Origin of the sequence: Hyunsoonleella sp. 2307UL5-6 (assembly GCF_047345485.1) — a bacterium.
Taxonomy (GTDB): Bacteria; Bacteroidota; Bacteroidia; order Flavobacteriales; family Flavobacteriaceae; genus Jejuia.
Genome location: NZ_JBLFEN010000004.1, coordinates 198,355 through 221,368, shown reverse-complemented (window position 1 = coordinate 221,368; position 23,014 = coordinate 198,355). Strand labels below are relative to the sequence as shown.

20 protein-coding genes are annotated in these 23,014 nt (G+C 31.8%); 10 read left to right on the top strand and 10 right to left on the bottom strand.

What is annotated here, in order from left to right:
- Positions 1-72 precede the first annotated feature (72 nt).
- The 3 genes from ACKGJY_RS09070 to ACKGJY_RS09060 all read right to left on the bottom strand — a co-directional run bounded on the left by ACKGJY_RS09070 (position 73) and on the right by ACKGJY_RS09060 (position 1,295).
- Positions 73-372 (bottom strand): type II toxin-antitoxin system RelE/ParE family toxin, encoded by a 300-nt coding sequence (locus ACKGJY_RS09070; protein WP_413973557.1) that lies wholly within the window; start codon positions 370-372, stop codon positions 73-75.
- A complete protein-coding gene (locus ACKGJY_RS09065) occupies positions 356-505 on the bottom strand; it encodes a hypothetical protein (RefSeq protein WP_413973556.1) in 150 nt (49 codons plus the stop codon). Before ACKGJY_RS09065 ends, ACKGJY_RS09070 begins: the two co-directional genes overlap by 17 nt.
- Positions 506-650: 145 nt before the next feature.
- On the bottom strand, positions 651-1,295 hold the full coding sequence (locus tag ACKGJY_RS09060; protein WP_413973555.1) for a protein-L-isoaspartate(D-aspartate) O-methyltransferase: 645 nt from the start codon (positions 1,293-1,295) through the stop codon (positions 651-653).
- Positions 1,296-1,473: 178 nt separating this feature from the next.
- Here ACKGJY_RS09060 and ACKGJY_RS09055 point away from each other — a divergent pair, with 178 nt between their 5' ends.
- The 9 genes from ACKGJY_RS09055 to argE all read left to right on the top strand — a co-directional run bounded on the left by ACKGJY_RS09055 (position 1,474) and on the right by argE (position 11,886).
- Positions 1,474-2,433, top strand: coding sequence for a Gfo/Idh/MocA family protein (locus ACKGJY_RS09055; protein WP_413973554.1), 960 nt, complete (start codon positions 1,474-1,476; stop codon positions 2,431-2,433).
- 95 nt (positions 2,434-2,528) lie between these two features.
- Positions 2,529-3,419, top strand: a complete 891-nt coding sequence (locus tag ACKGJY_RS09050; protein ID WP_413973553.1) for a 3-hydroxyacyl-CoA dehydrogenase family protein — start codon at positions 2,529-2,531, stop codon at positions 3,417-3,419.
- A 12-nt stretch (positions 3,420-3,431) separates the two neighbouring features.
- Complete coding sequence (locus ACKGJY_RS09045) at positions 3,432-4,670, top strand: DUF1015 domain-containing protein (RefSeq protein WP_413973552.1); 1,239 nt, start codon at positions 3,432-3,434, stop codon at positions 4,668-4,670.
- Between the two features lie 9 nt (positions 4,671-4,679).
- The gene (locus ACKGJY_RS09040) at positions 4,680-5,384 is read left to right on the top strand and encodes a YggS family pyridoxal phosphate-dependent enzyme (RefSeq protein ID WP_413973756.1); all 705 of its coding nucleotides are present in this window, start codon (positions 4,680-4,682) and stop codon (positions 5,382-5,384) included.
- Between the two features lie 9 nt (positions 5,385-5,393).
- Positions 5,394-6,755, top strand: a complete 1,362-nt coding sequence (locus ACKGJY_RS09035; protein ID WP_413973755.1) for an exonuclease domain-containing protein — start codon at positions 5,394-5,396, stop codon at positions 6,753-6,755.
- Positions 6,756-6,758: 3 nt separating this feature from the next.
- Positions 6,759-8,720 carry a DUF3857 domain-containing protein gene (locus ACKGJY_RS09030; protein WP_413973551.1) on the top strand — a complete coding sequence of 654 codons (1,962 nt, stop codon included), beginning with the start codon at positions 6,759-6,761 and terminating at the stop codon, positions 8,718-8,720.
- Between the two features lie 26 nt (positions 8,721-8,746).
- Complete coding sequence (locus tag ACKGJY_RS09025; protein ID WP_413973550.1) at positions 8,747-9,595, top strand: ion transporter; 849 nt, start codon at positions 8,747-8,749, stop codon at positions 9,593-9,595.
- 174 nt (positions 9,596-9,769) lie between these two features.
- Positions 9,770-10,717 (top strand): tRNA (adenosine(37)-N6)-dimethylallyltransferase MiaA, encoded by a 948-nt coding sequence (gene miaA / locus ACKGJY_RS09020; RefSeq protein ID WP_413973754.1) that lies wholly within the window; start codon positions 9,770-9,772, stop codon positions 10,715-10,717.
- Positions 10,714-11,886, top strand: a complete 1,173-nt coding sequence (gene argE / locus ACKGJY_RS09015) for an acetylornithine deacetylase (protein WP_413973549.1) — start codon at positions 10,714-10,716, stop codon at positions 11,884-11,886. Before miaA ends, argE begins: the two co-directional genes overlap by 4 nt.
- A gap of 2 nt (positions 11,887-11,888) precedes the next feature.
- On the opposite strand, the gene ACKGJY_RS09010 is transcribed toward argE, so the two are convergent.
- From ACKGJY_RS09010 to ychF, 7 genes are all read right to left on the bottom strand, one after another.
- Positions 11,889-12,899 carry an endonuclease/exonuclease/phosphatase family protein gene (locus tag ACKGJY_RS09010; protein WP_413973548.1) on the bottom strand — a complete coding sequence of 337 codons (1,011 nt, stop codon included), beginning with the start codon at positions 12,897-12,899 and terminating at the stop codon, positions 11,889-11,891.
- Positions 12,900-15,554, bottom strand: coding sequence for a DNA gyrase/topoisomerase IV subunit A (locus ACKGJY_RS09005; protein ID WP_413973547.1), 2,655 nt, complete (start codon positions 15,552-15,554; stop codon positions 12,900-12,902).
- Between the two features lie 80 nt (positions 15,555-15,634).
- The gene (locus ACKGJY_RS09000) at positions 15,635-17,491 is read right to left on the bottom strand and encodes a DNA topoisomerase IV subunit B (RefSeq protein ID WP_413973546.1); all 1,857 of its coding nucleotides are present in this window, start codon (positions 17,489-17,491) and stop codon (positions 15,635-15,637) included.
- A 116-nt stretch (positions 17,492-17,607) separates the two neighbouring features.
- Entirely contained in the window at positions 17,608-18,510 is a 903-nt protein-coding gene (locus ACKGJY_RS08995) for a DMT family transporter (RefSeq protein ID WP_413973545.1), read from the bottom strand.
- Positions 18,511-18,623: 113 nt separating this feature from the next.
- Positions 18,624-19,130, bottom strand: coding sequence for an SRPBCC family protein (locus tag ACKGJY_RS08990; RefSeq protein WP_413973544.1), 507 nt, complete (start codon positions 19,128-19,130; stop codon positions 18,624-18,626).
- Positions 19,131-19,676: 546 nt separating this feature from the next.
- Positions 19,677-20,171: an SRPBCC family protein gene (locus ACKGJY_RS08985; RefSeq protein ID WP_413973543.1), complete on the bottom strand. Its 495-nt coding sequence runs from the start codon at positions 20,169-20,171 to the stop codon at positions 19,677-19,679.
- A 90-nt stretch (positions 20,172-20,261) separates the two neighbouring features.
- Positions 20,262-21,356, bottom strand: a complete 1,095-nt coding sequence (gene ychF / locus ACKGJY_RS08980) for a redox-regulated ATPase YchF (RefSeq protein ID WP_413973542.1) — start codon at positions 21,354-21,356, stop codon at positions 20,262-20,264.
- 184 nt (positions 21,357-21,540) lie between these two features.
- Here ychF and ACKGJY_RS08975 point away from each other — a divergent pair, with 184 nt between their 5' ends.
- On the top strand, positions 21,541-23,013 hold the full coding sequence (locus ACKGJY_RS08975) for a carboxypeptidase-like regulatory domain-containing protein (RefSeq protein WP_413973541.1): 1,473 nt from the start codon (positions 21,541-21,543) through the stop codon (positions 23,011-23,013).
- Position 23,014 lies beyond the last annotated feature (1 nt).

Genomic DNA, 23,014 nt, shown 5'->3' with positions numbered 1-23,014 from the left:
TATAAATTCTAAAAGAATTTTAAATATAGTAGAGCTCAAACAATTCCTTATAACAATAGTTGTAGTGTATTTTTATAATTTTATTTTGTTAGGATTTTGTCTGTTTGAGAAAAAGGAAAGAATCTCCACATAACCTTTCTTTTCTCGGTAGTATATTGTATTATACTTCTTTACTATGGCTCTGTGAATCCCACGTGACTCCGACAATGGAAACAAACTTGGATTTTGTGCTATTAACCGTAAAGTCTTATCAATTTCAGCCGAAAGTTGTTTCAATTCACGCTCAGTAAAATTTACTACAAGATATTCATAAGTATCAGCCAATTCAATTAATGCGTGGTCAGTCCAAAGAATTTTATAACCACTTACCATATATCTTTTCAGCCTCAGAGTTAGGTTTTAATTTTCCGTTATCTGCATCTAAAATTCCTTCTTTAATAGACTTCTTTTCTGCATTAGATATTTCATTCCACCAATCTTTGCTCTCGCTTTTCCTTAAATCCATAATTTTTTGAATTAAGGAACTATCTTCCAAAGTTGTTAACCATTGGATGAGTTCAATTTTTGCGTTTTGAATATTGATTTCCATATCTCAAAGTTAACTTATTTCTCTTGAGTTCACAAATGCAATAAAACTAATAACTATTATATTAATTCCTATCCTCCAACAGAGGCACAAACCTAAACTCGCCCAATTCATGCTGTTCAAATTCCTTAGGCCCTTTTCTAATGAATAAAGTCATTATTTGTACCTCATCTCCTACTGGAATTACTAAGCGCCCACCATCTTCTTTCAACTGTCTCAATAATGGTTTTGGCACAAACGGTGCTCCTGCTGTTACAATAATACTATCAAAAGGTGCTTCTTCTGGTAAGCCTTTATAGCCATCTCCAAAAATTAATTTTTTAGCTCTGTAGCCTAATTTTGGTAAAAACTTGCTGGTTTTTTTAAACAATTCTTGTTGGCGTTCAATACTGTATACTTTTGCTCCTAACAAGCACAACACTGCTGTTTGGTAACCACTTCCTGTACCAATTTCTAGCACCTTGTCTTCTGCAGAAATTTGCATTAACTCCGTTTGAAACGCCACAGTATAAGGCTGCGAAATAGTTTGATCTGCCGCAATAGGAAACGCTTTATCTTGATAGGCATGGTCTAAAAAACCAGAATCCATAAAGAGATGCCTAGGAATTTTGCTAATGGCATCTAGTACCTTTTCGTTTGTTATACCTTTTGCTTTTACTGTAGCAACTAATTGTTGTCGTAAGCCTTTATGCTTAAATGTATCTTTCAAATTATCGGGAGGTTATTTTAGCACAATTTACTCAAACATTTTTAACCTAAAAACAATTTTTACAGAATTTAAATTTAGTATCTTTAAGCTGTGAAATTGATGTCATTTTTTCTTTGAATTTTGATATGATTTCACAATTAAAAAATTCAAAACAAACAGGTAAAAATACATATAAAATATGCTAAAAGCAGGCGTTCTAGGTGCTGGTCATCTTGGGAAAATTCATTTACGACTTCTAAATCAATCTGAAAAATACGATCTTGTTGGGTTTTATGATGCCGACACTGCAAACGCTGAAAAAGTTGCTAAAGAATTTGGATATACACTATTTGATTCTATTGACGCCTTAATAAATGCTGTTGACGTTGTAGATATTGTAACACCAACACTTTCGCATCATGAGTGCGCGATAAAAGCAATTACGAAAGGTAAGCACATTTTTATTGAAAAACCCATTACAAATACAGTTGCTGAGGCTGAAGATATTAGAGCTCTTGTGGCACTACATAAAGTAAAAGGACAAGTGGGCCATGTGGAGCGTTTTAACCCTGCATTTCTTGCGGTTGAAGCTGATATTAAATCGCCTATGTTTATTGAAACGCATCGTTTGGCTGAGTTTAACCCAAGAGGAACAGATGTACCTGTAGTACTGGATTTAATGATTCATGATATTGATATTATTTTGAGTATTGTAAAATCTGAAGTGAAACATATTTCGGCAAGTGGTGTTGCTGTAATTAGCGATACGCCAGATATTGCCAATGCTAGAATAGAATTTAAAAACGGTTGTGTTGCCAATTTAACGGCAAGTAGAATTTCATTAAAGAAAATGCGTAAAGGTAGATTTTTTCAAAAGGATGCTTATATCTCAGTTGACTTTTTAGAGAAAAAATGTGAAGTTGTTAAAATGAAAGATGCCCCTGAAACTCCTGGCGATTTTGATATGATTTTACAAAATGCTGAAGGAGTGAAAAAACAAATTTATTTTGACAATCCTAACATACCAGAGGTAAATTCAATTTTAATGGAACTAGAAGCTTTTGCTGATGCTATAAATAATGATACCACACCTGTTGTAACATTGCATGATGGCACTGAAGCTTTACGTGTGGCTAATATGATTATTAATCAGTTTTAAAAAACCCTTCTTCCCGATGACCATCGGGACTTCCTTAAGGAGAAGGATTTCACTCTTGCGCTAAAACGCAATGTGAAATTAAAATACAGAATGATATGAAAAACATAGCAGTAATAGGTGCAGGCACTATGGGCAATGGTATTGCTCATGTTTTTGCACAAAACGGATTTAAAGTAAACTTAATAGATATAAACAAAGATGCTTTAGAAAAAGGTATACAAACCATTACGAAAAATTTAGAGCGTATGGTTGTAAAGGATAAAATAACCAACGCCGACAAAAAAACTACTTTAAATAATATATCAAGCTACACATCAATAAAAGAAGGTGTTGTTAATACCGAATTAGTAGTTGAAGCAGCTACTGAAAACCTTGACTTAAAACTTAAAATTTTTAAAATGTTAGATGAAACATGTGCAGCATCTACAATTTTAGCCACAAATACCTCATCTATTTCCATTACTCAAATTGCTGCTGTAACATCAAGACCAAAACAAGTTATTGGTATGCATTTTATGAACCCAGTACCTATAATGACATTGGTAGAAATTATAAGAGGTTATAATACTAGTGATGCTGTTACCAATACCATCATGAAACTTTCTACAACTTTAGGTAAAACACCTGTTGAAGTACATGATTATCCAGGTTTTGTTGCAAATAGAATTTTAATGCCGATGTTGAATGAATCTATAGAAACGTTGTATAACGGTGTTGCAGGAGTTAGCGAAATTGATACAGTTATGAAATTAGGAATGGCACACCCCATGGGCCCTTTACAATTAGCCGATTTTATTGGCTTAGATGTTTGTTTATCCATATTAAACGTGATGTATGATGGTTTTAAAAACCCAAAATACGCACCATGCCCGTTATTAGTTAATATGGTAAACGCTGGTAAATTAGGCTTAAAATCAGGAGAAGGTTTTTATGATTATTCTGAAACCAGAAAAGCAGAAAGGGTATCCAAGCAATTTCTTAAGTAAAAAGCAACAAAATTGGCAATACTAAAACCATTTAAAGCTGTACGACCAACCAGAGCTATTGTTGGTTTAGTAGCTGCACGTCCTTACCAAAGTTACACGGTAGAAGAACGTGAATCTCGAATGGATTATAACCCATTCAGCTTTCTTCATATTATAAACCCTGGCTATAAGTATGACCAAGTAATTACGGGTGAAGAGCGTTATCAACTTGTGCGAAATAGATACCTTGAATTTAAGGAAGATGGTGTGTTTATTCAAGATAAAAAACCTGCGCTATATGTTTATAAAATTATTAATAGAGACGGTGAAGAATTCAATGGTATAATTGCAGCAACTAGTGCTGAAGATTATGAAAAAAATATTATTAGAAAACATGAAGACACCTTAGCTAAACGCGAACAAACTTTTAAAACCTACCTTAAAACTGTGGGTTTTAATGCAGAACCTGTACTACTCACCTACCCTGATAATACTTCACTTTTAGAAATCATAAAAGAGACTCAAAAAAAGCATGCAGAATTTGAGTTTACTATGACTTACAGAGACACCCATTATTTATGGAAAATAGATGATGATGCTACTGTAGCAAAAATTCAAAATGAATTTAAAAACATGAAAACCATTTATATTGCCGATGGTCATCATAGGTCTGCTTCATCCTATTTGCTTTATAAAGATGAAAAAGAACATAATGCAGCATACGATGAAAATGCGTCTTATAACTTTTTTATGTCTTATTTGATTCCTGAATCAGACTTGGTTGTTCATGAATTCAATAGACTTGTTAAAGATTTAAATGGTTTATCAAAAGAAGAATTTTTAATTCGTTTAGATTCTTCTTATCGTATTGAAAACAAAGGGAATTTAACGTATAAACCCACTAAAACACATCATTTTAGTATGTATTTAGATGGAGAATTTTATTCTTTATATCTCAGAAAAGCTAGGTATAAAACACTTACAGCTTTGGATGATCTTGATGCCGAGGTATTATATAAAACCGTACTTAAACCCATTTTAGGAATAGATAATTTACGTGATAATGAACGTATTTCATATATTAATGGTAAACATGAAATGATTTCCATAAAAAGTAGCGTAGATAGTAACGAATTTAAGGTTGGCTTTGGTATGTGTCCTGCAACGATTAATCAAATAAAACGTATTGCAGACGAAGGACTTAAAATGCCACCAAAAAGCACTTATATTTTGCCAAAATTAAGAAGTGGAATTACTATTTATGAATTTTAAATTTATAGCATAAAAAATTACCTTAAATCTCATAATAACAAAATGTCTGTACAATCAAATTTAAATAACATAGCTTCTCAAATACCAAAACACGTTACCCTTGTAGCGGTTTCAAAAACAAAACCTATTAGTGACATTATGGAAGCTTATAATGCAGGACATCGTGTTTTTGGAGAAAACAAAGTACAAGAGATGGCTGAAAAGCATGAGCAAATGCCAAAAGATATTGAGTGGCACATGATTGGGCACCTACAACGTAATAAGGTTAAATACATGGCTAGTTTTGTGAATTTAATTCATGGTGTAGATAGTTTTAAATTATTAAAAGAAATAAACAAACAAGCCACAAAACACGATAGAATTATCAACTGCTTACTTCAAATTAAAATTGCTGAAGAAGATTCTAAATTTGGGATGAAAGCTGAAGACACGTCCAATATTTTATCTTCAAAAGAGTTTTCAGAATTAAAAAACATCAATATTACTGGTGTGATGGGTATGGCTACTTTTACTGATGATACTAATCAAATTAAAAAAGAGTTTTCATTTTTAAAACACACGTTTGATACCTTAAAACCACTTAAATCCTTCAACTTTAAACCAGAAGTAATAAGTATGGGTATGAGTGGCGATTTTAAACTAGCTATAGATTGCGGTAGTACAATGGTTCGCGTAGGAAGTAGTATATTTGGTTCAAGAAATTATTCAAATTAAAACAACACTATTTACGCAGTATTAGACATAGAAACTACGGGTGGCAAGTACAATGAAGAAGGTATTACCGAAATTGCTATCTATAAATTTGATGGTCATAATGTTGTAGACCAGTTTATCAGTTTGGTTAATCCAGAAAGAGACATTCAGCCTTTCGTAGTAAATCTTACAGGTATAAACAGTAATATGCTACGCAATGCGCCTAAATTTTACGAAATTGCAAAACGTATTGTTGAAATTACCGATGGCTGCATTTTGGTAGCACATAATGCCAAATTTGATTATCGAATTTTATCTACAGAGTTTAGACGTTTAGGATTTGAATATGAGCGCGAATCGCTTTGTACGGTAGAGCTTTCTAAAGATCTAATTCCTGACCAACCTTCTTATAGTTTAGGGAAGTTGGTACGCTCTTTAGGTATTCCTGTGGCAGACAGACATCGTGCCTCTGGTGATGCCCAAGCTACCGTAAAACTATTTAAACTACTACTAGATAAAGACACCGAAAAGAACATTATAAAAGATGCAGTACGCTTAAACCCAAGGCGAGAACTAGAACCCAAACATTTAGATATCATATCTGGCTTGCCCACTATTACAGGTGTATATTATATACATAAGGACGATGGAGAAATTATCTATATTGGTAAGAGTAATAATATAAAAAAACGCATTAATCAGCACTTTACAAATACAAACCCTAAGTCAAAAAAAATTCAATCTTTAGTTTCTTCGGTAAGTTATCAAGCTACTGGTAGTGAACTTGTAGCGTTATTAAAAGAAAACGAAGAAATAAAACGCAATAAACCTATTTTTAATCGCGCATTAAAACGCAATATATTTACCCATGCACTATATAGTTTTATAGACGATAATAAGTATATAAATTTAAGTATTGCAAAAATAGATAATAGAAAAAAGCCAATAACTACATTTAGTAATTTGCAAAGTGCCAAAAGTTTTATTGGTAAAGCGATTAATGATTACAACTTATGCCAAAAATTAACTGGCTCCTATAAAACTAAAACAAGCTGTTTTAATTATGGCATTAAAGCATGTAATGGTGCATGTGTAAAGCAAGAGCCTTTTGAAGATTATAATGAGCGTATTTCTCAATTAATAGATAAAAATAGTTATGCCAATAAAGATATGGTGATTGTGGATAAAGGCAGAGATATTGATGAACGAAGTGCCATATTGATAAAAAATGGTGTTTTTCATGGACTTGGATTCTTTAGTTTAAACTACCAAATAACCAATATTGAAGTTTTAGAGTCTATCATCACACCAATGGAAAATAATAGAGATACGCAGCATATTATACAAAGTTATCTCCGTAAACATAAAAAAATTAAACAAATTATTCTTTAAGAAATGAAACATCTTCTACTTCTTTTCACGGTACTACTAAGCTTTTCATCTATTGCACAGTCTGAAAAAAAAGATCCCGTTTTTAGAGTCTCATTGAGTGATTTAAAAATGAAAAGTTATGAAAAAGATTCTACAGCAAATGCATTGGTGCTATATGAATATGGCAAAAGTTATGTTGATAGAAATGACTTTGATTTAGTGACTAAGGAGAATCATAAAATTAAAATTTTTAATAAAGAAGGTTTTGATAATGCCAATGTGGTATTATACATATACAAGAGTAATAGTAGTAATTATGAAAGTATTAAAAATATTTTAGCAACTACGTATAATTTAGAAGGCGATAAAGTAACCAAAACACAACTAGATCCGGAAAACATTTATGAGGAAAAATATAATGATAATTTTACAATGATAAAATTTACACTTCCTAATATTAAGGAAGGTTCTGTTATTACCTACAGCTATACAATGCGCTCTCCCTTTATGCAAAAATATCATGGGTGGGAATTTCAAGGAGATATTCCAAAAGTATATAGTGAATACAATGCTAGTATACCTGGAAATTGGTTATACCATATAAAACTAGTTGGTGGAAAAAAACTAAGTACTAATACTCAAGATTTAGAGAAAAACTGTCTAGAAATGTATAGCGGCGCTAGTGCAGATTGCTCTATCGCAAAATATGTGATGAAAGATGTACCTGCTTTTATTGAGGAAGACTACATGACTACAAAAAGTAATTACCTTGCTAGAATTGAATACGAGCTAGAAACCTTTAGAGGTATGAATGGGCTAGTGAAACACTATACCAAAAAATGGAAAGATGTTGATAAAGAACTTAAAACAGAAAAAGATATTGGGCGCCAATTAAAAAAAACAGTTAATGTAGAAGCACTTTTAAGTAACGATATATTAAACATGGTAAACCCGCTAGATAAAGCTAAAGCCATATACAAATATGTACAAAAGGAATATACTTGGAACAAAGAGTATCATATATTTAAAGATGTATCTGTAAAAAAACTTATAGAAAATAAATCGGGTAATATTTCATCCATAAACATATTACTTCATAATCTTTTAAGAGATAGCGGTATAGATGTTAAACCTGTTTTACTTTCTACTAGAGGTAATGGATTTGCCACAACAATATTTCCTGTACTTACAGATTTTAACTACATGTTAGTTGAAGCTTCTATAGACAATAAAACTTATGTATTAGATGCTACAGATAGTTTTTTAAGCTTCGGACAAATTCCTTTTAGATGTTTAAACAGATATGGTAGGCGCATTGATTTTGAGGAAGGAAGTAAATGGATAGATATTAAACCTAATAGCAAATCTTTTGTTTTATGTGCGGTTGATTTAAAATTTGATGACGCTCAAAACCTAATTGGTTCAGTTAAAGGTAGAACAACAGGATATCATGCATTGAATTCTAGAAAGGCATATTTTTCTAATACAACAAACTACGTAGATAAGTTACAAAACAAATCTGTAGACATAGAAATATCAAATCACACTGTAAAAACGCCTAATAAAACATCACCCATTTTTAATGAAGCCTACGATATCGAATATACAGTAGAAGATATTAGTGAAACTATTTACCTTAATCCGTTTCTATTCCCCTTTTTTAAAGAAAACCCATTTAAACTACAAGAACGCACCTACCCAATAGATTTTGGTTATAAAGACCAATACACCTATATGTTAAAACTAGACTTAGGAGATAAATATACAATTAGCGAAAAACCAGAAAACGTAAAGCTAACACTACCCAACAACGCTGGATATATAAGTTTCTCAAATAATATTATCGGTAATACATTTAATTTGGTATTTAGCATTAACTTTAATGAAGCTGCTTATCCTCCTGATTATTACCCCTATTTAAAACAATTAATGAATAAAGTTGTTACCATACAAACCAACTCCCTAATTGTTCTAAAAAAGAAGTAACAAATCTTTTATTACATTTGAAATGTATGAAAACTAAAGAAGACAGATATTGGCGTAGAAAATTTCATGATATCATTTATGAGGCTGATACGCCTGCGGGTAAAACCTTTGATGTTATTCTCTTTATTACCATAATAGCTAGTATTATTCTAGTAATGTTAGAAAGCATAAAAAGCTTTGACGAAAAATATCATGATTTTCTAAACATATCAGAGTGGGTCATCACCATCTTATTCAGTTTAGAGTATATAGCACGAATTATTACCGTAAAAAAACCCTTCAAGTATATATTTAGTTTTTATGGTATTATAGATTTTTTATCCACCATCCCAAAATATATATCCCTACTGTTTGGTGGTATTCACGCACTTGCAGCACTACGCGCACTAAGGCTACTACGCATTTTTAGAATACTAAAATTAGCACGATATCTTGGTGCTTCCAACCTACTAGCTACTGCCCTAAAAGCAAGTCGTGCTAAAATCTCGGTGTTCTTATTTGCAGTACTTATATTATGTATTATTTCAGGCACACTAATGTATCTTATAGAAGGCGAAGAAAGCGGTTTTAAAAGTATACCCGTAAGCGTTTACTGGTGTATTGTAACACTTACCACTGTTGGGTTTGGCGATATTGCACCAGTAACACCTCTTGGTCAGTTTATCGCAGCGCTTATCATGATTTTGGGGTATGGTATCATAGCAGTACCTACGGGAATTGTTTCTGCCGAATATTCTGCACAGGGTAAAAAAGAACCTATTAAACCAGAAAACAAAATAAGACTTAACTCACAATCTTGCGAAAACTGTTTAGCTGAAGACCATAGGGATAAAGCAGACTTTTGTTATAACTGTGGCGAAAAATTACATATTTAAAATTTGGGCGCATACCTACCTGCGGTATAGCATGCAGGTTATTCTAAAGGGTCACGGCGCTTTCCTTTGCAAGTCATTGCTCCAGTGACGTTGTAGGCTTTACACAACCATCCCTAACGCAGCGTATATGCTAAGACTATTTTAAAACCTATAACTTGGTCTACTTTGTTTTTCATAGTACCTTTACTTTCTCTAAAAATAGAACAAATAAAAACACCAAATACATATCTTATTTCTATTGTTGGGCCAACAGCAATTGGTAAAACTGCGCTAAGTATTAAATTAGCGCAACACTTTAATGCCGAAATAATATCTGCAGACTCACGACAGTTTTTTAAAGAAATGCAAATAGGCACAGCAGCACCTACCAAAGAAGAACTTGCACAAGCAAAACATCATTTTATTCATCACAAATCAATAAAAGATAATTTTAGTGTTGGCGATTTTGAAAAAGATGCTTTAGCACAACTAGAAATTTTATTTAAAAAACATAATATTGTAGTTATGGTGGGAGGTTCAGGGCTTTACGTAAATGCTGCTACTGATGGTCTAGATTATTTTCCTAACATTAAGCCATCTATCAGAGCGCAATTAAACACCGACTTAGAAGAAAAAGGATTATCGCATTTACAAGCACAATTAAAAATATTGGACGAGCAAAGTTTTAATACCATCGCAATTGATAATCCACACCGCGTTATACGTGCCTTAGAAGTTTGCATTGGTTCAGGACAACCCTATTCTTCCTTCTTAAATAAAAAAAAACAACACCGAAATTTTAAAACTATAAGCATTGGATTAAGTGCAGATAGAGCTATTATATATAATCGTATCAATCAGCGTGTAGATATTATGCTTAAGGAAGGACTAGTAGACGAAGCAAAAGCATTACTATTACATAAAGATTTAAATGCTCTAAATACAGTTGGATACAAAGAACTCTTTAACTATTTTAATGGTGAGTGGACTTTAGAATTTGCCATTGCAGAAATAAAAAAAAACACACGACGTTTTGCAAAACGCCAAAATACTTGGTTTAAGAAAAACGAAAACACGTTGTGGTTTAACTATCAATACGATATTTCTAGCATCATAGAAACTATAGAAGACAAACTTATATGACTACAGAAACCATACTTTCTAAATTAGTAGCATTCCCAGTTTTAGGAGGAGAATCAAACCTATCTATTATTAACTGGATAAAAGATTATATTGAAGGATTTGGCATTAAGTGCACCTTGGTGCCCAATTCAGAAGGTACAAAAGCATCTTTACATTGTCGTATTGGTCCATCGGTTGACGGTGGCATTATTCTTTCTGGTCATACAGATGTTGTACCTGTAAAAGGGCAAGAATGGGACACAGACCCTTTTGTTTTAACAGACAAAGGCGATGGAAAACTATACGGTCGTGGCACCTGCGATATGAAAGGATTTATAGCATGTTGCCTAAACATACTTTCAAATATTGATATATCACAACTAAAAAAACCCATCTACTTTGCCTTTTCGTACGATGAAGAAATTGGGTGTTTATCTGCACCAGAATTAGTAGCGCATTTAAAACAACATTATCCAGAAACACCTAAGTACGCTGTTATTGGCGAACCATCGCTGCTACAACCTATTATTGGACATAAAGGTATCTGTATATACACAACAACGGTGAACGGTTCTGCAGGTCATAGCAGTAGGATAAAACAAGAGGTAAGTGCCATTAACGAAGCTGCTAGATTGGTGTTGTGGTTAGAAAATAAAATGAATGCACTGATAGACTCAGGCAATTTAGATAAGCGTTTTACACCACCGCACTCCACATTACACACAGGTGTTATTAATGGCGGTATTGCAGCTAATGTTATAGCAGATAAGGTGTCTTTTTCTTGGGATGCTAGAGTAATACCAAGTGATAATTTACCAGAAATACTTAAGGAGTTTAAACTACACTGTAAAAATAGAATGGATGCACTACAACCTGTATTTTCAGATTTTAAGATAGAAACTGAAGAAATTCATCCACCAGTAACACCCTTTGATAGTAAAGCAGATAGTGCTGTTGTAACACTATTATCAAAAATAAATAATGATAATAATATTGGTACAGTTGCTTATGCCTCAGAAGCAGGACAATTTAATGAAGCTGGGTTACAAAGTATCATTTGCGGCCCCGGATCTATCAATCAAGCACATAGAGCCAATGAATTTGTAGCCAAAGCTGAGTTAATAAAGTATTCTGAAATGCTGCATAAATTAATTCAACTTTTTTCTTCAAAAGACATCGTAGAATTTTAATTTTAAAGTTTTATTTCTGCTAGTACTGGCTCATGGTCTGATAATTTGATATCAAAATTTTCATGATTTACCACCTCAAAAGCTGCATCAACTAAAATATGATCTAGCTTAATCGGATAGTTAAACAACTTAAACGTAGTACCTAAACCATTACCAGCTTCGGTAAAAGTATCTTTTCTATCCACTTTTAAAATCCTATATATTGAAGAATATTGAGTACTATTAAAGTCTCCAGCTAGTATCACTTTACCTTTAAAATTATTTACATGGTTCCTAACTAATATTGCCTGTGCTTTACGTGAAGCTTCTGTTCTAAAAACTCTTGTAGTTATAAATTTATGATGCCTCAGTTTATTTAATTGATTTTTTGAATCAATCCTGAAAGATTCCAAGTGTAAATTATATATTCGTATTATATCACCGTTTATTTCTACATCAACAAACATGGCATTATTGATAGAATTATCAAATTTAATATACCCATTATCAACTATAGGAAACTTAGAAAAAACTGCTAAAACTGATTTTAAAGGCATATCTATATTGCTTTTTATCCAATAAGGATATGTTTTTACATATCTTTTAAATTCTATAGCTGAGAACTCTTGAAAACAAACAATATCCACATCCTTTTGATGTACAAACCTTGATACTTCAACTTTATGCTCTTCTTTAAGTTTAAGCTTGGAGGTATACCCTTGTAAATTATAGGTTAAAATAGAAACAGTTTGTTCCTGTAAATCAGAAGTAGGATTATATTGGTAAAAAGAATCAAAATATAAAAAAAATAAAACTATAGCACCTATACTATAAAATGCTGTTTTATTTCGTTTTAGTAATAAATACAAAAACTGAATTATATTAAAAACTACTAGGAATGGTAATATTATAGAAGAAACAAATGATACAATAAGTGCTCCAGAACATATAGACAATACACCAATAATTAATGCTAAAGGTAATACAAAAACTAATAGTTGTTTTATTGTTTTGGTAAACCGTCTCAACCTCATTTAAAACAAAGTTGTCTGCCCCTCATCGTCATCTTCACTTTCACCTTCACTATTTAAAGATTCTTTGCTATTAGTTTCAGTGGTAGCTTCAGAAATTTGCTTTTCATCTACCACTTCTAAATCGTCTGCATGAACTTCTTCAGGAGCTTCATGAGGTAATGGATCTAATAAGTTTATTTGGTTTATTTTATCTTTAGTCAGTTGATTACCTTGAGCAGAAATGCCTTTAATATCGATAAACTCTTCAAGATTAACTTCTAAGTTATCTTTTCTATCTTTGCCTCTTTCTTTAGCAAATACAACCTCAGCCATAGGTTTCCAATCTGTTGATACTATTTCTAACTGAGAATTAGGATGTTCTGAAATAAAAGACTCTTCACGACCTTCCTGTTCAATTAAAAAACGCTTTACATAATAAAGTTCCTTTTCACCATGAAAATAAATTGCTGAAATTGGCTTTTTTGGTACCCATTTTTCCATTATAATCATATCGCTACCAAAATGCATAGTAACTTCTGGTGTTACAGTTTTTAACATACCAGATTGATTGATAATAAGTAACTTATCTTCACCTCTAAACTCACCTATTAATTCTCCTCTTCCGTCTACATTTAAGCGTTGTACTGTATCGTCAAACCAAATTTTACGAGGTTTTAAAGTAGATACCCCTTTTTCTTTAAGATCTATACGTTTTATAGGATATTTAGTGACCAAATTTCCTTTTGATGTGCGGCCTTTAATTAAAATATCAGCAAAATCGATATCCCATTTTAGCTTTTTAATACTACCGGCTTGTCGTAAATTTATGGTAACCACTTCGGCTTCACCATTGGGGTTTGCAGAAAAATACAAACTAACAGACCCTTTATTACCATTTGTTAAATCATATTCTCTATCGCGTGTCATACTAGTTACAGCAAAACGCTTGATATATGAAGGGCCTTTTTTACCATCTCGATAAATCAGGTTATAAATAGTCCGTTTATCTTTCTTTTTAAATACTGCTACGTGAATAATATCTTTACCAATAAAGGTTTTAGAGTCTACCTTTGTTACCATCATTTTACCTTCTTTGGTAAAAACAATAATATCATCAATATCACTACAATCACATACATATTCGTTTCTACGAAGTGATGTCCCAATAAAACCTTCTTCTCTATTTACATAAAGTTTTGTATTTCTAATCACTACTTTAGTGGCATCTACATCATCAAAAGTTCTAATTTCTGTTTTACGCTCACGCCCTGCACCATAAGTTTTTTTAAGTCTCGTAAAGTAGGCAATAGTATAATCTATCAAATGTGCAAGATGATGTTTTACTTCTGCAATTTGTTCCTCTAGTGCATCAATTTTTTGTTGTGCCTTATCTATGTCAAATTTCGAAATGCGTTTGATCCTAATTTCAGTTAGGCGCACGATATCATCTTCAGTAACGGCCCGTTTTAAATGCTTAATATGTGGTTGCAACCCTTTATCAATTGCAGTAATAACACCTTCCCAAGTTTCTTGCTCTTCAATATCTCTATAAATTCTATTTTCAATAAAAATACGTTCTAAAGATGCAAAATGCCATTGTTCTTCGAGTTCGCCAAGTTTAATTTCTAACTCTTGTTTTAAAAGTTGAACCGTGTTATCTGTAGAACGTCTCAACATTTCTGAAACACCAATAAACAAAGGCTTGTTATCTTCAATAACGCAACCTAATGGTGAAATAGAAGATTCACAACTTGTAAATGCATACAATGCATCTATAGTTTTATCTGGGGATAAGCCTGATGGCAAATGCACTAAAATTTCAACCTCTGCGGCAGTGTTATCCTCTATTTTCTTAACTTTTATTTTACCTTTATCATTAGCTTTTAAGATAGAATCTATAAGAGAGGATGTTGTGGTACCAAAAGGCAACTCATTAATTACAAGCGTATTTTTATCTAGTTGAGAAATTTTTGCTCTTACACGAACTTTACCTCCTCTATTACCATCGTTATAATTAGAAAAATCTGCAATTCCAGCAGTTGGAAAATCTGGTAAAATAGTAAAACGCTTTCCTTGTAAGTGTTTTACAGAAGCATCGATTAATTCAATAAAATTATGTGGTAAAATTTTAGTAGACAACCCCACAGCAATACCCTCGCCACCCTGTGCTAATAGTAACGGAAACATTACTGGTAAATTTACAGGCTCTTTTCTTCTACCATCATAACTGGCTTGCCATTCTGTTATTTTAGGATTAAAAACAACATCTAAACCAAACTTAGAGATGCGTGCTTCAATATATCTTGATGCTGCTGCTCTATCACCCGTTAGTATATTTCCCCAGTTTCCTTGAGTATCAATTAATAAATCTTTTTGACCAATTTGTACCATGGCATCTGCAATACTCGCATCACCATGCGGATGGTACTGCATGGTATGCCCAACAATATTAGCTACTTTGTTGTAGCGTCCATCGTCAAGATCTTTCATAGAATGCATAATACGGCGCTGTACAGGTTTAAAACCGTCTTCTATGGCTGGTACTGCACGCTCTAAAATAACATAAGATGCGTAATCTAAAAACCAGTCTTTGTACATGCCTGTTATGCGCGTAATGGTTTCTTTAGGCTCTTCGTTATGGTCGTTAGTTAAATCGTCGTTTTGGTCTTCTATCATACTAAATATTTCTGCAAAGGCAGAAATTGTATTTTTTTATCTTGAACTTTATACAGTGTATAAAATTACAGTTTAATCTTTTATTTTTCTTCTATCAAATCTAGCTCAACCTTCAAATTATCAATAATAAATTCTTGTCGTGTTGGTGTATTTTTACCCATGTAAAATGATAATAATTCTTCAATAGACATATTATCGTCTAGCATAACAGGATCAAGTCGAATATCTTCACCTATAAAATGTTTAAACTCGTCTGGTGATATTTCTCCTAACCCCTTAAAACGGGTTATTTCAGGTTTAGGTTTTAGTTTTTCTATAGCGTCTCTTCGTTCTTCTTCAGAATAACAATAAATGGTTTCTTTTTTATTTCTAACTCTAAATAATGGGGTTTGTAAAATATATAAGTGCCCTTCCTTAATTACTTCTGGAAAAAACTGTAAAAAGAATGTTATCAGTAATAGCCTAATGTGCATACCATCTACATCAGCATCTGTAGCTATAACAACATTATTATAACGCAAATCTTCTAGAGACTCTTCTATATTTAAAGCTGCTTGTAATAAATTAAATTCTTCGTTTTCGTAAACTATTTTTTTGGTAAGTCCGTAACAATTTAACGGCTTTCCTTTTAAACTAAAAACCGCTTGTGTATTTACATCTCTAGATTTTGTGATACTCCCAGAGGCAGAATCTCCTTCGGTAATAAACAGTGTAGTTTCTAAGTTACGCTCGTTTTTGGTATCGCCAAAATGCACACGACAATCTCGTAATTTTTTATTATGAAGACTCGCTTTTTTAGCACGGTCTTTCGCTAATTTTCTAATGCCCGATAATTCTTTACGTTCACGTTCTGCTTGTAAAATTTTACGTTGAATTTTTTCAGCAGTGTCTGTGTTTTTATGTAGGTAATTATCTAACTTGGTTTTTACAAAGTCATTAATATAAGTTCTTACGGTTGGATAATTACCACCCATATCTGTTGAGCCTAACTTTGTTTTTGTTTGACTTTCAAAAACTGGCTCCATTACTTTAATAGCAATGGCACTTACTACAGATTTTCTAATATCTGATGCATCGTAGTTTTTACCGTAATACTCACGAATAGTTTTTACAATAGCTTCTCTAAATGCATTTAAGTGCGTACCACCTTGTGTCGTATTTTGTCCGTTTACAAAACTATTATACTCTTCGCTATATTGCGTTTTACTGTGCGTTAAGGCTATTTCTATATCGTCACCACGTAAATGAATTATAGGATACAACAAATCAGTTTCAGCAATTTTTTCGGCCAATAAGTCTTTTAATCCGTTTTCGCTATAATATTTTTCACCATTAAAAACTATGGTCAACCCCGGGTTAAGGTAAACATAGTTTTTCAACATCTTTACAACATATTCACTTCGGTATTTATAGTTTTTAAAAATAGTTTCATCTGGAATAAATGATACTTTAGTCCCTTTTCTACGGGTAGTATCATCTAGCATTTCTTGATTGGTAAGATTACCTTGTTCAAATTCTGCCGAAGCCGATTTACCATCTCGGTTAGATTCAACCCTAAAATAATTTGACAGTGCATTTACTGCCTTTGTACCTACGCCATTTAAACCTACCGATTTTTTAAATGCTTTAGAGTCGTACTTACCACCAGTATTCATTTTAGATACTACATCTACCACTTTGCCTAATGGTATACCACGCCCATAATCACGCACAATAACTTTTGTGCCTTGTATAGATATTTCTATGGTTTTACCAGCACCCATTACGTATTCATCTATAGAGTTATCTAAAACCTCTTTTAATAAAATATAGATACCATCGTCTGGAGAAGACCCATCACCGAGTTTACCAATATACATTCCTGGACGCATACGGATATGCTCTTTCCAATCTAATGAACGTATATTATCTTCGGTATACTTGGTTTGTTCTGCCATAAAAGAGAGTGTGAATTACGTGATAGTACGCTAATATAGCATAACATATCAAAATATAAAATAGCTAACAAACAAAGTAATTAACAAAAAAAGTAATTATTGTTGAGAACGTTATACTACGGTTTATTTTGTCTTTTTAGTGAAACAAATAAAATACCAACTATAACTACCAAAGCACCAAATAGTTGCATTAAAGTTAATCTTTCATTTAGAAATATAGCAGCTAATATTATTGTTGAAATAGGCCCAACACCTGATATGACTGCAAAATTTGATGAACTAATCATTTTAATTGATGTTGACACTAAAAATGAAGGTATTACTGTTGCAAAAACAGCAATTAAAAATCCAAGAAGATAGACTTCCCATGAGAAACTTAATAGATTAGTTTCGTTTATAAAAGCATAATGAACAAACACACAAACACATGAAGTAAGCATTGCATATGCCGTAAATTTTACAACCCCAAATTTTGGAATTAACCAACCGCTACCTACCAAGTAAGACGCATAGGTTAAGGCACTTAACAAAATAAAAACGCCCCCTAAAATTGTTTTATCTCCAGAAATTTGCACCTCATCTCTAAATGCTATTACTATCCCTAAATACGTAAACGCAATGGCTATAGATTGAATTTTGGTGATTTTTTGCTTTAAAAAAAGTCTATTTAGCAATAGCACCATTGTAGGGTATAGAAATAGAATTATTCTTTCTAAACTTGCTTTGATATAAGTTAAGCCCACAAAATCGAAATAACTAGCTAAATAATAACCAATAAAACCAAAAAACAGTAACCAAAACCAATCCTTAGAGCTATTTTTATTAGTATTAGTTTTTCTGTTAACACATGCAATTACTATGTAAAACGGAAAAGAAAACAACATGCGAAGTAATAATATACTTATAGCATCTACATTATATTGATAAGCTATTTTTACCATTACTGCCTTTGAAGAAAAAAGCACTACGCCCAAAACTCCAATAGCAATACCATACCAAAACCGTTTTTTTACTTCCATGACACAAAAGTATCATACTAGTTTTGGCAATATTTTATTTTATCAGGAAATTACGACATTCAACACACGTGTTTTTGGAACTATTTAAGTGGAATATTGTATTTATTATGGTTTTATAATTCTACCATTTCATTTATATAAAGTGACTTTACATTACCCTTATTACAGCAAACATCTTCTGCTTTTTGCTTTAACAATTCATTTCTTTTCTTTAAAAGTTTAGTCATGTAGCGTTTAAGAAATAAGGCGTTAGCTACTTGCCCCAAAGCCCCTAAAGGAGATTCGAAATAAAACTTATCCACCATTAACGTTCCGTTTTTTGTTTTATCAAAAATATGTTCGTGCCTAAACGATTTAAAAGCACCAAAAACCATTTCGTCTACAAAATAATGTGGACTTTTCATTTCAGTAATTTTTGAAGTTAAATGCTGTACAAAACCAAAATGCTTAGCTTCCCAACTTACCCACTCTCCTAACTCGATTAGTCCTGTAGTTTTTCCAGCAACGGGAATTTCATCTGTATGCTTTAAAGATTCAGTATGCACATCAATGTTTCTAGCGAGATCAAAACATGTTTTAGTATCACAATGTATTTCAGTTTCAATTTCTATTAACGGCATTGTATTTTGTTTGGTTTTATCTTAGTCAGCAAAAGTACTAAAATCTTACAAGTATACGAGAAATTACACCATCAATAATAAATATTTTAATTATAGGTTTATTTTTAAACTGATTTTACCCGACTAGTCTACTTAAACTTCACTAACAAGTCATACTTAATCATATTAAGAAAATCCTTTCATAAAGCTAAATTTTGATAAAAACAGACATGTACCGCAACTGATATCCCTAAACTCTGAAGAAGTATTTATACTAGTTTATTTTTAAAAAAACTAGTTGTATTAAACTATGTTAACCTGTTGTGCATTTTGAAAAAACTCTTTCAATTCGAGTGAATTTCACGATTGAAATGAGTGAAATTTGTATCGAGAATAAGAATTTTTAATATAAATTGGTTCTCGTTACGATTTTTTTATCAAAAAAATCACTCGAACTGACATTACACTGTTTATTTCAACTCAAAATTCACAACTGGTTATATTATTTTTTATGATTATCGCTACATAAAAAACAAATTTCACCTCATAATAAAAGACGTAATTATTTCAAAAACTCATTTTACTTAGTACTTCTATTTTTTGTTTTGCTGCTATTTGTTCCGCTTTTATTTTTAAAGCTTTATTTCTCGTTATAATAAGCTTACGCATGTATCGTTTTAAAATAATTTCGTCTACAATTTTACCTATAATACCATAAGGAGACTTAAAATAAAACCTATCTGTCATTATAGTTCCATTTTTATTATTCTTGAATATATGTTCGTGTCTGTAAGATTTAAAGTCACCTTTTACCATTTCGTCTACAAACAAAACGGGATTAATAAACTCGGAAACTTTTAACACCAAGAGTTGTGTAAATACAAGGTGATTCGTTTCCCAAGTTACGTAATCTCCTTTTTCAATTAATCCTGATATTTTACCTGCAATAGGTATTTCTATTGTTTTTTTTAAAGATTTTTGATAAAATCCAACGTCTCGTGCTAAATCAAAGCATGTTTGTATGTCTGCGTTAATCTCGGTTTGCACTTCAATTAAGGGCATATTTTTTTTAAGTGTTATGGTATGAAGTTAAAGTGATGTATCTATTACGACACTACCTAAACTGTTTTGTCACTTATATACTTAGAATATTTATACATTAAACAGAAAATGCATAACATCACCATCCTTAACAATGTAATTTTTACCTTCTACTCTCATTTTACCTGCTTCTTTTACTTTGGCTTCACTACCAAATGACACATAATCATTGTAAGCAATAACCTCTGCACGAATAAAACCTTTTTCAAAATCGGTATGTATTACACCTGCGGCTTGTGGCGCACTAGCACCAACATCTACAGTCCAAGCGCGTACCTCTTTTACACCAGCAGTAAAATAGGTTTGTTGGTTTAATAATTTATAAGCGCTTCTAATTAATTTTGCAGAACCTGGTTCTTCTAAACCTATATCTTGTAAAAACATTTGGCGCTCTTCGTAATCATCTAATTCATTAATATCTGCTTCTGTACCTACTGCTAAAACTAAAACTTCTGCATTTTCGTCTTTTACAGCAGTTTTTACTTTATCTACATAAGCGTTACCAGAAACTGCTGCACCTTCATCTACATTACATACATACATTACAGGTTTATCAGTTATAAATTGTAATGGTATTACAAACTCATCACGATCATCTTCACTAAAATCTATAGCTCTAACTGATGTACCTGCCTCTAAACCTTCTTTAATTTTTAAGAGAATAGCCTCTTCTTTTTGGGCATCTTTATTTCCTGTTTTTGCAGCACGCTTTACCTTATCTAGTTTTTTCTCGGCAGTTTCTAAATCTTTTAACTGCAGTTCCATATCAATAGTTTCTTTATCTCTAATTGGGTCTACACTACCATCTACATGTACAATATTATCATTATCAAAACAGCGTAACACATGTAAAATAGCGTCTGTTTCTCTTATGTTTCCTAAAAATTGGTTACCTAAACCTTCACCCTTACTTGCGCCTTTTACTAAACCTGCAATATCTACAATTTCAACTGTTGCTGGCATTACACGCTCAGGATTTACTAGTGATTCTAATTTTTCTAAACGTGGATCTGGAACATTTACCACACCAATATTAGGCTCTATGGTACAAAATGGAAAGTTTGCACTTTGCGCTTTTGCATTTGATAAACAATTAAATAAAGTCGATTTTCCAACGTTTGGTAATCCTACAATTCCAGCTTTCATAATAAAGATTTTTGCGAGTGCAAATGTAGACAATAAAAAAGAAAAATTTATCCAAGTGTTTTTAAGATTGTTTTGGCAAAAACCATTAATTAAAAGTTAAATACTTTTTAAAATATCCGTTTAGACTGCAACATTATTTAATTTGCCTTGTGCAACATCATATAGCATCAATCAAAAAATCAAAATGAAATTTAAAATCACACTCCTTTTACTTTTAGTAAGTTTTTCAATACTATCTCAAAATATAACAGCAAAACTTATTGATACATCAACAAAACAAACTATACCCTATGCTAATATAAAAACAGGAGCATATGCTGGTGTTATCTCTAACGATGAAGGTTTTTTCACTGTTGCTTATAAAAAAGACACCAAACTTATAAGTATTTCGTGTATGGGCTACGAAAATAAAACCCTTACAATAGCAGCTATAAAAAAATTGAATTTTATTATAGAACTACAACAAGCCATAAATAAACTAGACGAAGTATTTATTAGCACCACAGCACCAAACGCCAATACAATAATTGCTAAAGTAAAGGCTAAGATTGTAGATAATTATAATTTAGATTTACAATACTATAATGTATTTAAGCGTAGTAAATACAATGCGGATTTTAAAAATTTAGAGTTTGAAATTGATAAGGCATCAGATGTTAAAAAAAAGCAATTGGAAGGTGTAAATAGTAGTTTACACACACTTGTAAATCATGTAAAAAACAGTAATATGGTGCAATTTGTTGATTTTAAAGGTGCTGTATATATTTTGAATAAAGATAGTATTAAGTTAAAAATTGAAAAAGCTACTGAACTTTTAGACCATAAAAATGACTTTTCTATTGATAACATACAAGAAAAAATGCAAAACATCATTCTAAAATATTTAGACACCACTAAAACATACAAGTTGAAAACTGGGTTGTTTAAAATTGAAGATTCTTTAGCTTTAAATGATGACGACTTTAAAGATAATGTTAAAAATGAGTTTACCGTTTCTTATTTAAATGATGAAACAAAATACATATTAAATCGTGCACAATTTTATGAAAATTCTTTTCTAAATAAAATTTTAGATACTGATTTGTATGATTACAAATTTGAGGATATGGCTTATAATAATGGTGTACTTACTTATATTTTAACGTTTTATCCAAGAAAGGGAAAAGCTAAATACACAGGACAACTATATATTGCTGATGATACTTACGCCATAACTAGAGTTAATTATAATTATTATAAAGACAGGCATGGACAAAAGGTTAATTTACGCCTACTACTAGGTGTAAAATATATTGAGAATAAGAGTAAAGGCACTATTATTTTTGAAAAAGATAGCAGCCAAAGATACTACCCAAAATATATTAAAAGCAGTACTGGAAATTATTTTTATGTAAGTCGTCCCTTAAAATTTATAGAAAATAGTAGCACTAAAAATAAAGTGAGTTTTGATTTTACAATTGAAGGCGAAAACAAAAACGAGTTTGAACTTTTAGTTACAAGGCATAACACTCTTAGTATTGCAGATTTTGAAACTGAAATACAAGCTGAAAAAGCACCTTATATCAAATTAAGTAAATATGAAAAAAGCATTTGGGATAACGAAAGGATTTTAGAGCCTTCTTTGGAGATGAAAACTTTTGATGGTGAAAATAATTAGT